Source organism: Cryobacterium sandaracinum, from assembly GCF_004403415.1.
Lineage (GTDB): Bacteria > Actinomycetota > Actinomycetes > Actinomycetales > Microbacteriaceae > Cryobacterium > Cryobacterium sandaracinum.
Genome location: NZ_SOGO01000041.1, coordinates 36,668 through 49,335 on the forward strand (window position 1 = coordinate 36,668; position 12,668 = coordinate 49,335).

Genomic DNA, 12,668 nt, shown 5'->3' on the forward strand with positions numbered 1-12,668 from the left:
AGCGGGTCAACTCGGCACAAGCGGGATAACTCGGCGGCTCGGCTACGCGGCGGCGAGCTCTGCGAGCACGGCGGCCAATTGCTCGACCGCCCAGTCGAGGTCGGCCTCGGAGACCACGATCGGCGGGGCCAACCGGATGGTGAAGCCGTGGGTGTCCTTCGCGAGCACGCCGCGGGCCAAGAGGGCCTCGCAGACCACCCGGCCGGGGGCCAGCGTCGGGTCGATGTCGATGCCGGCCCAGAGGCCGGCGCCACGCACGGCCACGACGCCCTGGCCGATCAACCCGGTCAGCCCGTCGTGCAGGCGGGCGCCGAGAACGCGCGCGCGCTCCTGCTGCTCGCCGGTGGCCAGCAGTTTCACCACGGCGAGGCCGACGGCCGCCGCCAGCGGGTTGCCGCCGAAGGTCGAGCCGTGCTCGCCGGGGCGGAGCACGCCGAGGATGTCCCGATTGCCGACGACCGCCGAGACCGGCACGATGCCGCCGCCGAGTGCCTTGCCGAGCAGGTAGAGGTCAGGAACGACGCCCACCAGGTCGCAAGCGAAGGTCGCTCCCGTGCGGCCGAGGCCGGACTGGATCTCGTCGGCGATGAACAGCACATTGTGGCGGTTCGTGATCTCGCGCACGGCCGGCAGGTAGTCGGCCGGCGGCACGACGATGCCGGCCTCGCCCTGGATGGGCTCGAGCAGCACCGCGACCGTGTTCGCGTCGATCGCAGCCTCGAGGGCCGCGGCGTCTCCGTAGGGAACCGTGCGGAACCCCGGCGTGAACGGCCCGAAATCCTTACGGGCCGACTCGTCGTCGGAGAAGCTGACGATCGTGGTGGTGCGGCCGTGAAAGTTCTCCCCGGCCACGATGATGTTCGCCATCCCGGCGGCGACGCCCTTGACCCGATAGCCCCAGGCGCGGGCCACCTTGATGCCGGACTCCACCGCCTCGGCGCCCGTGTTCATCGGCAGGACCATGTCCTTGCCGGAGAGCTCGGCGAGCGCGGTCACGAACGGGCCGAGCTGGTCGTTGTGGAAGGCGCGGCTGGTGAGCGTGATGCGACCGAGTTGCTCGCGAGCGGCGTCCAACAGGAGCGGGTTGGAGTGGCCGAAGTTGACCGCGGAGTACGCGGCCAGGCAATCCAGGTAGCGGCGGCCGTCGACATCCGTCACCCAGGCGCCGTCGCCGGACGCGACGACCACGGGCAGCGGATGGTAATTGTGGGCCGCGTGCTCGTCTTCCAGCGCGATATACGCGGCCTGTCCGAGCGCGGCGGCCGGGGCGGTGGCCTGGTCGGTGGCCTGGTCGGTCATCGGGTCGGTCATCGGCGCAGCTCCAGGGTGCAGCACTTCACGCCTCCTCCACCGAGCAGCAGCTCGGACAGGTCGACCCCGATCGGGTTGAAGCCGCGGGCGCGCAGTTGGGCCTCGAAGCCCTTCGCCCGCGCGGCGATGACCACGTTGTAGCCGTCGGAATAGGAGTTGAGGCCGAGGATGGCCGCGTCCTCCTCGGCGACGATGATGGCGTCCGGGAATCGCTCGCGCAGGATGGCCAGGCTCGGCTCGTCGAACGCGCTCGGCAGGTAGGCGATCTCGCCGTTGCCCGTGGCCGGCGACGCGTCGAGCACGGCGATGGCCGTGTCGAGGTGGTAGAAGCTCGGATTGATCAGGTTGAGCGTGATCACGGGGCGGCCGTAGATCGCCGACACCTCTTCATGGCTGTTCGAGGCGCTGCGGAACCCGGTGCCCGCGAGGATCACGTCGCCCACGAGCAGGAAGTCGCCCTCGCCCTCGTTGATCTCCGCCGGCACGCGCACGTCGAAGCCGTTGGCACCGAACCAGTCCATGTAGGCCGGACCTTCCGGCTGGCGTTCGGCGTAGGTGAAGGCCGCGCCGTAGGAGATGTTGTCGATGACGAATCCGCCATTGGCCGCGTAGACCATGTCCGGCAGGCCGTCGACGGGTTCGATCAGGTGCACGTCGAAGCCGAGGCCGACATAGGTGTCGTGAAGCGTTTGCCACTGGGCGACGGCGAGCGCGGTGTCCGTCGGGATGGCGGGATCCATCCAGGGGTTGATGCGATAGACGACGGAAAAGAATTCGGGCTTGCACATCAGCACGGTGCGCCTGACGGGCGTGCGCACGGGAAGGGCCGGCGAGACGAGCTCGTCCAGGTTCGGGGCGGTGAGGTTGGTCGACATGGTGACTCCTTCGGCGGCCATCCGCCCCCTTCGGGTGAGGTCGGCTGGCGGGGTGGATGGCGGACCAGGTCACTCACGAGAGCTCTGCCGACACGAAACGCCTGGGCAGAGACGCCATACTTAGTCTCACACAGCACGAATCGGATGTGCACCCCACTCTGCGCCGAAAACGTGCGCGCGTCCGGCCCCTCACGCAGTTTTCCGCCACAACGGGCGATGACGGATGCCGCACGTCCGCCCGCTGGTCCGCTCGCCACGGCGCAGCTATCCAGTGAATTGCGCTATCGGGCGCGGGTTTTCTGCGTTAATGCGTGCGCCAGCGCAACGATGCCCCCTAGACTCTCGGCATGGACAACCTCGACCGTGGCATTCTCGACCTGCTCCGCCAGAACGCCCGGGCGGGATACGGCGATATCGGCTCGGTCGTCGGACTCTCGGCGTCGGCCGTGAAACGCCGGGTCGACCGGCTCGTGGCCGACCGCGTCATCCGCGGTTTCACCATCCAGGTGGATCCGGCCATCGACGGCATGAGCACCGAGGCCTACGTCGAGCTGTTCTGCCGCGGCACCGTGGCGCCCGAGGAATTACTGCGCATCCTGTCCGGGGTGCCAGAGGTCGTGGACGCCGGAACCGTCACGGGCAGCGCCGACGCCATCGTGCACATCCGGGCCCGGGACATCCCCGGTCTGGAGGCGGCGCTGGAAAAGGTGCGTTTGGCACCCAACGTGGACCACACCCGCAGCGCGATCGTGCTCTCCCGGCTGATTCACCGCTCCGCCGAGTAGCCGCCCGGCTCCCAGCAGGATCGGACCGGCCGGCGCCGAGGACATCAGCGCGGCGCGTGTCGCTAGCCCGGCACCGGGACAGGGCGCCGGGTCACGGGGGCCAGCAGGTGGATCAGGGCGACCGCCGCGATCGATCCGGCGCAGAGGATGCCGGCAAGCACCACGATCTGGAACCGCCCTGCCTCGAGCGGCGAGGCTCCACCGAAAATCGCTCCCACGAAGGCTCCGGGCAGCGTGACCAGCCCGGTGGTCTTCGTCTGGTCGGTCGAGGGGATCAGGGCGAAGTACACCGCGCGGCAGGCCAGTTCTCGGGTGGACTGGCGCGGGGTGGCGCCGAGGGCCAGCCAGCCCTCGACCTCCTCCCAGTGCTCGGTCACGCCCTCGGTGAAGCGCCGGCCGGAGAGCGTGGCGATCGACATGGCGTTGCCGATGATGATGCCGCCGAACGACAACACGTAGCGCGGCGTGAACTCGAGCGCGCCGGTGCCGAAGACCACGAGGAGGGTGACCATCACGCCCAGGCCCATCGAGGCGGCCACCCAGGCCGCGTGCCGCCGGGTGGCGCCGATCCGGCGGGTGACCGTGCCGACCGCAGCGGTGAACATGACCGCCAGACCCACGCCGACCCAGAACGGGTTGGAGATGATGCCGCTGAGGATCAGGCTGATCGCGGCGAGCTGCAGGGCGCCGCGCAGCACGGCGAGGGCCGGTGCGAACGGATGCGGCACCCGGTAGCCGCGCAGCACCAGCGTGACGATCGCGATGAGCAGCGCGATCCCGAGCAGGGTCGGCGCCAGTCCGGCCAGCTGGGCGGGGAGGTCGCGGGGCCAGGTCACGTGACGAGCCTAGCGAGCCGCCGCGCCCGGCAGGCCCCGGTGATCGGAATCCGTCAACGACTGGGCTCCGTCAGCGCGCGGAAGGGGCGCTGGCGATCGCATGGACGGCCCTGGGCATCCGTTGAGGCCGCCAGTGCCCGAGAAAGCTAGCCGTCGTACGAGGCGGCGAGGCGGCGGAAGCCCTCATCGAGGCTCACCGCGGGCGTCCACCGCAGCTCGGACCGGGTGCGGCGCTGGTCGAACCAGTGCGCGGTCGAGAGCTGCTCGGCCAGGAACCGGGTCATCGGCGGCTCGTCGGCGCCCGGACGGATGCGCCAGGCCGCCTCGATCAGCGCCCCCGCACCGCGGGCAACCCCGGCCGGGACCCGCCAGGCCGGCGCCGGCACGCCGGCGGCCCGGCACATGCCCGCGAGCAGTTCGGCGACCGGCCGCGGCTCCCCGTTCGTGATCACGTAGGAGCGGCCGTGCACGGCGTCGGCCTGATCGAGGGCTGCCGCGATGGCCGTGGCGGCGTTGTCGATGTAGGTGGTGTCGATCAGGGCGGCGCCGTGGCCGAGCAGCGGCAGGCGTCCGGCGCGGGCACGCTCGACGATCCGGGCCACGAGCTGGGTGTCTCCCGGGCCCCAGACCAGGTGCGGCCGCACGGCGACCACGCGCAGGGCGGCCGAATCCGCGGCGAGGGCGACCAGTTCGGCCTCGGCCTTGGTGCGGGCGTAGGGACCGCGGGCTTCGGCCGGGTCGGCCGGCTCGGCGTCGCTGCCGACAATGGATGCCCCGGTGTGGGCGACCGAGGGCGACGACACGAAGACGAAGCGGGAGGCTCCGGCATCCGCGGCCGCGGCCAGCAGGGTGCGCGTGCCGCCCACGTTCACGGCGGCGAACTCGGCCGGGCTGCCGGCCAGGGACACCTTGGCGGCCAGGTGCACGACCACGTCCATTCCGGTGACGGCGCGCCGGGCCTCGGCGGGCGCGGTGACCGAGCCGAGCAGGTCGGTCACGCCGGGCACGCCCGACGGGCGCCGCTGGAAGGCTCGCACCTCGTGTCCGGCGGCCGCGATCTCGGCCGCGACGGCCCGGCCGAGGAAGCCGCTGGCCCCGGTGACAAGCACCCTCACGGCAGCACCGTCGGCGAAAATGTGCTGCGCGGGTGCTGCGTCGCTGCGCGCGTGGCGTGCCGGCAGCGGAGGGGCGCAGCCTGCGCGTGACGCGAGAGGCGCCTCACGGGCGGGTCATCCGCGCGCCGGATAGGATGCCGCCGGCCCAGCGCCCCAGCCGGGTGCGGTCGATCTTCGAGTTGTGACGGATGTCCGTGGGCAGGTGCGGCACGACCAGCACCGCGGCCAGCGGCAGCCCCGCGACGGCACGCACGGCGGCGGCCAGCCCGGGGTCGGCCAGCGCGACCCGGCGGGTCGGCGTGCGGGTCTCGACCACGGCGACCACCTGCTGGGTGCCGGTCGGCCCAACCCCGACGACGGCGGCCCGGGCCACCGCTGCGACGGACTCGATGCGCTGCTCGGGACCGACCGGGGTCACGACGCCGGTCGCCGTCGTGATCACATGCGGCAGGCGCCCTTCCACCCAGAGGCGTCCGGCGTCGTCGAAGTGCCCGACGTCGCCCGTGCGGTGCCAGCGTTCACCGGGCACGGCGCCGCTGCGGGCGGCCCGGTCGGTCAGCCACAGGCGGTCGTAGTGGTCCTCGACGTGCGGCGCGGAGACCACGATCTCGCCGGTGACCCCGGCGGCCTCCGACAGCTCGCCGGTGGCGTGCCCCTGGGCGTCGAGGGCGCTCGTGCGGATGCGCGTGGTCGCCGTCGCGCGGCCGACGCAGACCCCGCCGGGACCGGCCGGGGCATCCGTCGCCGTCGCGGCAGAGGACAAGGCAGACGGCGAGACCCCCGGCGTGGTCGCCGTGGCCATCGCCTCGCGGATGCCGTCGAGCGAGATGTCGGCCATCAGCAGCCCCTCGGTCATGCCGTAGGGCGTGTGTGCGGAGGCCGACGGCATCAGCCGGGCCGCGGCCGCGAGCAGTGGCTCGGAGACGGGGGCACCGGCGGAGAGAAAGCTCGACACGCCGGCGAGGCTGACATGGTCGGCGGCGGTCAGGCTGCCGGCGGTGGCCACGACGTTGGCCAGCGCGGCCGGCGACAGGAATACCACGGTCGCGTCGATGGCGGCGACCGCGGCGGCGACGGATGCGGCGGTCAGGGTCTTCGGCTTCGTCACGTCCATGTCCGGGGTCACCGAACGGGCGCCGAGGGCCGGGCCGAGCAGCGCGAACGGGGCGAAGCCGGCCACCAGGCCGGTGCCGCGGCCCACGCCGTACTGCGCGAACAGCGCGTGGCTGACCGCGGCGAGCTGGCCGTGCGTGTAGACGACGCCCTTGGCCGGCCCGGTCGAGCCGGAGGTGAACAGCACGGCGGCAGTGTCTCCGGGTTCCGGCGGCGGCGGAAGCTGCTCGTCCCCGCCGAGCGCGATCAGCTCGGCGAGGGTGGCGGAGATGTCGAGGGCGCGCATGGCGGCGCGGGGAAACCGCGCCACGGAGATCTTCTGGCCGGGCCAGTCGAGGGCCCGGGCGGCGAGCAGCCCGGGGGCGGCGCCGATCACGTGGTCGGGGCGCGCGCCGCGCACGGCGCGGGTCAGCCCGCGTAGGCCGAGGCCGGCATCCGCGACCACCACGATCGCGCCGATCCGCACGCAGGCGTAGAGCACCGCGGTCAGGTCGGCGCCGGGTGGAACGAGCAGCGAGACCCGGTCGCCTTTCCGCACGCCGATACGATCGAGGCCGCAGGCGAGCTGCCGCACCCGCCGGGAGAGCAGGCGCCAGCTGACGACGCGGGGTGCGCCGCCCCCGGGCGGGGCCATGTCGATCAGCGCGGTCTCGTCGCTGTTCTGCAGTTCGTCCAGATAGTGCCAGAGCGGATGCCGCTCGCCGGCCGCCCAGCCGTCCACACCCTGTTCGACCGAAACGGCAACCTGAGGGGCAGCGGAGGAAGCGGCGGAGGCGGCAGCGGCGATTGCAGCGGCAGGCACCGCGCGGTCGCCGAGCCAGGTCAGGGCGGCCGCGGCGTAGTCGACGTCTTCCATGACGAGATGCCCGGCACCCTCGAAGCGATGCACGTCCGCGTGCGGCAGGCGGTCCACGAGGTCGTCGAGGTAGCGATCGCTGAAGATCGGGTCGGTCGGGCCCCAGAGCATCAGGGCCGGTACGGTCAGGTCACGGATGCCGCCGGAGATGCGGGCGATTTCGGCCGCGCTTTCGTGTGCGCCATGCACCGGGATGTCGGCGACGAACGCGCCGATCCCGCCGCGGCGGGCCGCGCCGCGGTAGGGCGCGCGATACGCCTGCTTCACCGCGGCCGGAAGCGGCGGGTGCGCCAGTGCCAGTGTCGTCTCCAGAAACGCCGGCGTGGCCACGGTGCCGGAGCCGAGCACGCTGCTCCGCAGGGCCAGCCGCAGCGGGGCCGGCACCGGCGCATCGCCCGGCTGGTGCACGGCCGTGTTCAGCAGCATGACCCCGGCGAGCACGTCCGGGTGGTCGACGGCCCAGCCGAGCGAGATCGACCCGCCCCAGTCGTGACCGAAGGTGACCACCGGGCCAGCCAGGCCGAGGGTGTCGGTGAGCTCGCCCAGGTCCCGCACGCGCGTGGCGAGCGGGCGCACCGCGCCGCTTCGCTCGGAGAAGCCCATCTCGAGCTGGTCGACGGCGATGACGCGCCAGGCCTCGCCGCCGTGACAGGCCGCATCCGTCGCCGCCGTGACGAACTCGCGCCACAGGTAGGACCAGGTGGGGTTACCGTGCACGCAGAGCACCGTGCCCACGGGGGTGACGCCCAGCTCGGCGAGACGCTCCGCGTTGTCGAGCAGGTGCCAGGTGCGGGTGACCGGATGCCCGGAGGCGGTCGACACGACCGGCACCAGGCGCGAGAACGCGGCATCGAGCCCCGACAGGCCGGCCGGCGGCAGGGACGCGGGCGCCGGCGTCGCCGCGGCGCGCGGGAGACGGTAGGACACGGGGGCAGAGCCGCGCTTCACCAGGCGAGTTCCATCATGGCCGTGTTCAGGCCACTGCCCACGCCCATCAGCAGCACCCGGTCGCCGGTCCTGAGCCGCGCGGCTTCCTCGGCCAGGGTGATCGGGATCGACGCGGGCCCCACATTGCCGTACAGCGGGTAGGTGAGCGGCACCCGGCTGCGGTCCAGCCCGGTCGCCTTCACGATCGCGTCGGTGTGCACGTCCGACACCTGGTGCAGGATGTACCGGTCCATGCCCGACCAGTTCCAGTCGCGTTTGGCCTCGGTCCAGGCCGAAACGACGAGCTCCATGCCGCCCTTGAGCAGCGCCCTGGCGTCGGTGAACATGCCGTCGACGCTGCCGACGCAGAGGCCGTTGAACTCGGTGGCGGCGCGGGTCACGCCGCCGAGGATGCGGTGCCCTTCCGGATGCGCGTCGGCCCGACCGAGCACGGCCGCGGCCGCGCCGGAGCCGAGCGTCAGGCTCGCGAACTCGCTCATGAAGTCCTTGCGGTTGATGTCCGGGCGGCCGAGGCGCTCGATCGTGTTGGTCTGGATCTCGTCGGCGTCCTCCCCGTCGATGATCACGGCGTACTGCACCTGGCCGGAGTCGATCAGCTGTGCGGCCAGGGTCATGCCGTTGACGAAACCGAGGCAGGCGTTCGCGATGTCGAAGTTCGTGGCCGAGGAGGGCAGGCCGAGGCCGTGGTGGATGCGCACGGCCACCGAGGGCTCGAGGTGCTTGCGGGTCACCGAGGTGTTGATCATCAGGCCGACCTGGCCCGGCTGGATGCCGGCGGCGGCCAGGGCGCGAGTGCCGGCCGCGACGGCCGCGTCGTCGAAGGCCTGGCCGGGCGCCCAGTTACGGCGCTCGTGCACGCCCGCCACCCGCTGGAGCAGGCCGCTCGGCAGCTTCAGCCGTTTGAGGGCCGGCTGCAGGCGACGATCGATGTCCACCGAGGTCGTGACCTGCGGGGCGAGCTCGGTCGCCACCGACAGCAGGGCGACATTGCGGTGCGTCGTCGTTGCGTTACCGTCCAACTGTGGATCCCCTGTCGAATTGCAGCAGTGGTCAGCCGCGCCTCGATCATTGTGCACCAGAAGCCTGATCGTTGTCCGCACTCCTGCTGGTGCAGTCGACCGCAGACTGCGGCCACCAAAGGCCTATTTTAGCCTTGTGGTCGGCCGCCGTCGCACGGAACGCAGCCCGGCCCCTAGATGATCCCCTCGGAGAGTGTGCTCGGGTTGCCGAAGCGGTGCGCCGTGATCGAAATCGCCTGCTCGCGCAGGAACGGGAGCAGCTCGACCCGGCCGGCCTGGGTGACGGGGTGTGCGTACACCGCGATGTCCGGGCTGCCGCCGAGCGCGTGGGCCAGGCGGGAGGCCTCCGCCTGCGCCCCTGTCAGGCGGTCCCCGCCGATCAGGCGCACCCGGCTGGTGCGGATGCCACCGGCCTCGGCCCGCTGCAGCCATTCGTCGTCGCTCTCGACCGAGACCGCGATCTCGCGCTCGGCGAGCACGTTGCGCACCATCGGCGGCACCGGGATGGCGCTGGAGACCTCGAACGACGCCGTCGACAGGGTCGCGGCAATGATCACGCGCAGCAGGTCGGCGAGGGTCCCGGCCTCGGTCAGGCGCACGGTGACGGGCAGCGGGCGGTAGCGGAACAGGTTGCGTTCGAGACCGAGGTCTGAGACGTCCCTGACCGCGCCGAACTCGTCGCGCCAGGCCAGCGCGTCACTCAGCGCCGACCGGCGCAGCACGTCGAAGTCCGCGTAGTCGAGCACGGTCTGCGCCGCCTCTATCAGGGCGGTGACGGTTTGGTCGAGGCCGCGCAGGTGGAGCGTCGAGCTGTTGCGGCCGGCTTCGCTCACCCAGCTGCCGAACCCGTACAGGTAGTTCGGGCCGCCGGCCTTGGTGCCCGGTCCCACGGCCGAGCGCTTCCAGCCGCCGAAGGGCTGGCGCTGCACGATCGCGCCGGTGATGCCACGATTCACGTAGAGGTTGCCGGCCTCGATCGTGTCCAGCCATTCGGTCAGCTCGGCCGGGTCGAGCGAGTGCAGCCCCGAGGTGAGGCCGTAGTCGACCGCGTTCTGGAAACGGATGGCTTCCGCCAGGTTGCGGGCGTGCATCACTCCGAGCACGGGCCCGAAGAACTCGGTCAGGTGCACGTAGGAGCCGGGCAGCACCCCAGTGCGGATGCCCGGCGACCAGAGGGTGCCGGACTCGTCGAGCTGCTGGGGCTCGACCAGCCACTTTTCGCCGACGCCGAGGGTGGTGAGGGCGTGGCGCAGCTTGCCCTCGGCCGGCTCGATGATGGGGCCCATCTGGGTGACCGGGTCGGAGGGGCGGCCGACGCGCAGGGAGGTCGCGGCATCCGTCAACTGACTGATGAAGCGCTCCGATTTGGCGACCGATCCGACCAGGATGACCAGGCTCGCGGCCGAGCACTTCTGCCCGGCGTGCCCGAAGGCGCTCTTGATGACATCGGCGGCGGCGAGGTCGAGGTCGGCGGAGGGAGTGACGATGATGGCGTTCTTGCCGCTTGTCTCGGCCAGGAGGGGCAGGTCCTCGCGGAAGCTGCGGAACAGCTGCGCGGTCTCGTAGCCCCCGGTCAGGATGACGCGGTCGACGGCCGGGTGCGAGATCAGGCGGGTACCCAGTTCCCGGTCGGCGAGGTCCACGAGCACGAGCAGGTCGCGCGGCACGCCGGCTTCCCAGAGCGCCTCGACCATGACCGCGCCGGAACGCTGGGCGAGCTTGGCGGGCTTGACGATGACGCCGGAGCCGGCCGCGAGGGCGGCGAGCACGCCGCCGGCGGAGATGGCTACCGGGAAATTCCACGGCGGGGTGACCACGGTCAGCTTCGAGGGCACGAAGATCGCGCCCTGCACGGCGTCGAGGTCGCGGGCCCGTTCGGCGTAGTAGTGGGCGAAGTCGATCGCCTCGCTGACCTCGGGGTCACCCTCGGCGATGGTCTTACCGGTTTCGGCGGCCATCACCTCGATCAGGCGGTCGCGGTTCGCGGCGAGCGCGAGCCCGGCCCGGTGAAGCACTGCGGCGCGCTCCGCTCCGGTGCGCTGCCCCCAGGCGGCGCCGCAGGCCGCCGCGGCCTCAATCAGGCGGTCCAGCTCGGCCGGGTCGCTGACCCGGGCGTCACGGATGGCGTCCAGCCCGAGCGTGGAGGTCTCGACCCGGCTCAGGATGTGACGACCCCAGGCCCGGTTCGCGGGCAGGGACGGGTCTGTGTCGGGTTCGTTGTGGAAACCGGGGTGCGGCAGGCTCTCGACCGAGCCGCGGGTGAGCCCGAGCACGGCTGCGGTGAGCCCGACGCCGGACTCGTCGCCGAATTCATCCTCGTCATCGCCGGATTCGCTTGCGGGTACCTCGCCGCGGCCGGCTGCATCGAGCTGGGTGACCTGGGTACGGTCCTGGCGGCGGTTCGGCTGTGGGACGACCGCGTCGAGGCCCGCGAGAGAGGCCAGGAACCGCTCCTTCTCGCGGTCGAAGAGCTGCGGGGAACTCGTCAGCTCGAACACCGCCGACATGAAGTTGTCCTGGCTGGCGTTCTCCTCGAGGCGGCGGATCAGGTAGCTGATGGCCACGTCGAATTCGGCCGGGTTCACGACGGGCGTGTAGAGCAGGAGGCGGCCGACGTCGCGGCTCACGGCCTCGGCCTGGCTGGTGGCCATGCCCAGCAGCATCTCGAACTCGACCCGGTCGTCCACGCCGCGCTTCGTGGCCAGGAGGTGGGCCCAGGCCACGTCGAAGAGGTTGTGGCCGGCGACGCCGATCTTGACGGCATCCGTGTTCTGCGGGGTGAAGGCCCAGTCGAGCACGCGCTTGTAGTTCGTGTCACTGTCCTGCTTGGTGGAGTAGGTCGCCAGCGGCCAGTCGTGCACGGCCGAGTCGACGTGTTCCATGGCCAGGTTGGCGCCCTTGACGACGCGCACCTTGATCGGGGCTCCGCCCGCGGCCCGGCGGCCCTGCGCCCAGTGGGTAAGACCCTGCAGGGCCCCGAGGGCGTCGGGCAGATAGGCCTGCAGCACGATGCCGGCCTCCAAGTGCAGCAGCTGAGGCTGGTCGAGGATGCGCTCGAACACCGCGATGGTGAGGTCGAGGTCGCGGTACTCTTCCATGTCGAGGTTGATGAACTTGGCCCCGGTGGTGGAGCCGCCCCCGGTGGTCGAACCGCCCCCCGCCGCCAGCTCGTAGAGCGGGGTCAGGCGTTCGACGACGCGGTCGACGGCCTCGTCGAAGGACCACATCGACAGTTGGCTGGCGATGGAGGAGACCTTGATCGAGACGTAGTCCACGTCGTCGCGGGCCAGCAGGGCGCGGGTTCCCTCGAGGCGGCGCAGCGCCTCCTTCTCCCCGAGCACGGCCTCGCCGAGCAGGTTGATGTTGAGCCGGTTGCCGGACTCGCGCAGGTGGGCGATCGCCGGACCGAGCTTCTCGGGCGTGGCGTCCACGACCAGGTGCCCGACCATCTGGCGCAGCACCTTCCGCGCGGCGGGGATGACCACCCAGGGCACCACCGGGCCGAGCACGCCGCCGAGGCCGATGGCCCCGCGCAGGTAGGAGGGCAGGAAGCCGGGCGCCTGTTTCGCAACCTTCTGCAGGTTGTAGCCGGCGACCATGAGGTCTTCCGGGCGCATGACGCCGTCGACGAAGCCCACGGTGAAGTCGAGCCCGTTCGGGTCTTTCAGCACGCCGGCGAGGCGCTGGGCCGACAGGTCGGCGGGGATCGTGGCGCTCTCGGCGAGCCACTTCTGCACGAGGGCGACCACATCGGCGCTGAGATCGTGCTGCACGGATGGAGTGGAGTTGGTCATGGTCACGAGGCTAGTT

General features: G+C 71.7%; 8 protein-coding genes. 1 reads left to right on the plus strand and 7 read right to left on the minus strand.

Going from position 1 to position 12,668, the window contains the following annotated elements; translation table 11 throughout:
• Positions 1-42: 42 nt before the first annotated feature.
• On the minus strand, positions 43-1,299 hold the full coding sequence (rocD, locus tag E3T25_RS15070; protein WP_134375185.1) for an ornithine--oxo-acid transaminase: 1,257 nt from the start codon (positions 1,297-1,299) through the stop codon (positions 43-45).
• An 8-nt stretch (positions 1,300-1,307) separates the two neighbouring features.
• Positions 1,308-2,186 (minus strand): dimethylargininase, encoded by an 879-nt coding sequence (ddaH, locus tag E3T25_RS15075; protein WP_134375171.1) that lies wholly within the window; start codon positions 2,184-2,186, stop codon positions 1,308-1,310.
• 347 nt (positions 2,187-2,533) lie between these two features.
• On the opposite strand from ddaH, the gene E3T25_RS15080 reads away from it, so the two are divergent.
• Positions 2,534-2,971, plus strand: a complete 438-nt coding sequence (locus tag E3T25_RS15080; RefSeq protein ID WP_104099917.1) for an Lrp/AsnC family transcriptional regulator — start codon at positions 2,534-2,536, stop codon at positions 2,969-2,971.
• A gap of 62 nt (positions 2,972-3,033) precedes the next feature.
• Here E3T25_RS15080 and E3T25_RS15085 read toward each other — a convergent pair whose 3' ends face one another.
• From E3T25_RS15085 to E3T25_RS15105, 5 genes are all read right to left on the minus strand, one after another.
• Entirely contained in the window at positions 3,034-3,807 is a 774-nt protein-coding gene (locus E3T25_RS15085; RefSeq protein ID WP_174843003.1) for an ABC transporter permease, read from the minus strand.
• A gap of 146 nt (positions 3,808-3,953) precedes the next feature.
• Complete coding sequence (locus tag E3T25_RS15090) at positions 3,954-4,922, minus strand: NAD-dependent epimerase/dehydratase family protein (protein WP_134375173.1); 969 nt, start codon at positions 4,920-4,922, stop codon at positions 3,954-3,956.
• Between the two features lie 103 nt (positions 4,923-5,025).
• On the minus strand, positions 5,026-7,839 hold the full coding sequence (locus tag E3T25_RS15095) for an alpha/beta fold hydrolase (protein WP_241980913.1): 2,814 nt from the start codon (positions 7,837-7,839) through the stop codon (positions 5,026-5,028).
• On the minus strand, positions 7,836-8,858 hold the full coding sequence (locus tag E3T25_RS15100; RefSeq protein ID WP_134375175.1) for a 3-oxoacyl-ACP synthase III: 1,023 nt from the start codon (positions 8,856-8,858) through the stop codon (positions 7,836-7,838). Before E3T25_RS15100 ends, E3T25_RS15095 begins: the two co-directional genes overlap by 4 nt.
• Positions 8,859-9,031: 173 nt before the next feature.
• Positions 9,032-12,652, minus strand: a complete 3,621-nt coding sequence (locus E3T25_RS15105; RefSeq protein ID WP_134375177.1) for a proline dehydrogenase family protein — start codon at positions 12,650-12,652, stop codon at positions 9,032-9,034.
• Positions 12,653-12,668: the final 16 nt, after the last annotated feature.